The 1,116-nt window shown below is 72.4% G+C and carries 1 protein-coding gene; it reads left to right on the top strand.

The window, feature by feature from the left end:
• Positions 1–76: 76 nt before the first annotated feature.
• On the top strand, positions 77–1,116 hold a 1,040-nt coding region (locus tag K4G64_RS39280; protein WP_308122614.1), incomplete at its 3' end, for an ABC transporter permease.

Below are 1,116 nucleotides of genomic sequence, written 5' to 3'. Positions count from 1 at the left end.
AAGGCCAGATAGAGCAGGGCGGTGAGGACCAGCAGGCCGTAGGCCCCGATGTGGTGGCCGCCCGGGCGGCCACCACATCGGGGCCTACGGCCTGCTGGTCCTCACCGCCCTGCTCTATCTGGCCTTTTCCCTCGCTCTGCCCGACACCTTCCCCACGCTGGACACCGTCGACTCGATCCTGTCCAACCAGTCGATCCCGGCCGTCCTCGCGCTCGCCGCCATGGTGCCCATCGTCACCGGCGCCTTCGACCTCTCCATCGGCTACGGTCTCGGCCTGGCCCATGTGATGGTGCTGCAGCTCGTCGTCAACGAGGGCTGGCCCTGGCCGCTCGCCTGCCTCACCGTGCTCGCCGGGGGACTGGTGGTGGGTGTCCTCAACGGCGTGATCGTCGAGTTCGGCCGGATCGACTCCTTCATCGCCACCCTCGGCACCGGCAGCATGATGTACGCCGTGACGGGCTGGATCACCGACGGCGGCCGGATCGTGCCCGGCCCGCAGGGCCTGCCGCCCGCGTTCACCGACCTCTACGACTCCTCGTTCCTCGGCCTGCCGGTCCCCGCCTTCTACGTGCTCGCCCTCGCGGCCGTGCTCTGGCTGGTGCTGGAGCGGCTGCCGCTCGGCCGGTACCTGTACGTCGTCGGGTCGAACCCCCGCGCGGCCGACCTCGTGGGCATCCCGACCCGCCGGTACACCGTCTACGCCTTCGCCGCCTCGGGCCTGATCGTCGGCTTCGCCGGTGTGCTGCTCGCCGCTCAGCAGCAGATCGGCAATCCGAGCGTGGGCCTCGACTACCTGCTGCCCGCCTTCGTCGGCGCCCTCCTCGGTTCCACGGCGATCAAGCCCGGCCGCCCCAACGCCCTCGGCACCGTCGTCGCCGTCGCCGTCCTCGCCGTCGGCCTCACCGGCATCGCACAGCTGGGCGCCGAGTTCTGGACGGTCCCGCTGTTCAACGGCGGCACCCTCCTCATCGCCGTGGGCCTGGCCGGATACGCCGCCCGCCGCCGGTTGCGCGGCGGCGCGGCCCGCGATACACCCGCCGTACCGCCCCCGTCCTCACCGGCGCCGGACGGCGGCGCCGGTGAGGACGGGGGCGGTACGGCGGGTGTATCGCGGGC

This window comes from Streptomyces sp. WAC04114 (genome assembly GCF_019733245.1).
Classification (GTDB): Bacteria; Actinomycetota; Actinomycetes; order Streptomycetales; family Streptomycetaceae; genus Streptomyces; species Streptomyces massasporeus_A.
This window is presented reverse-complemented; position numbering and strand designations above follow the sequence as displayed.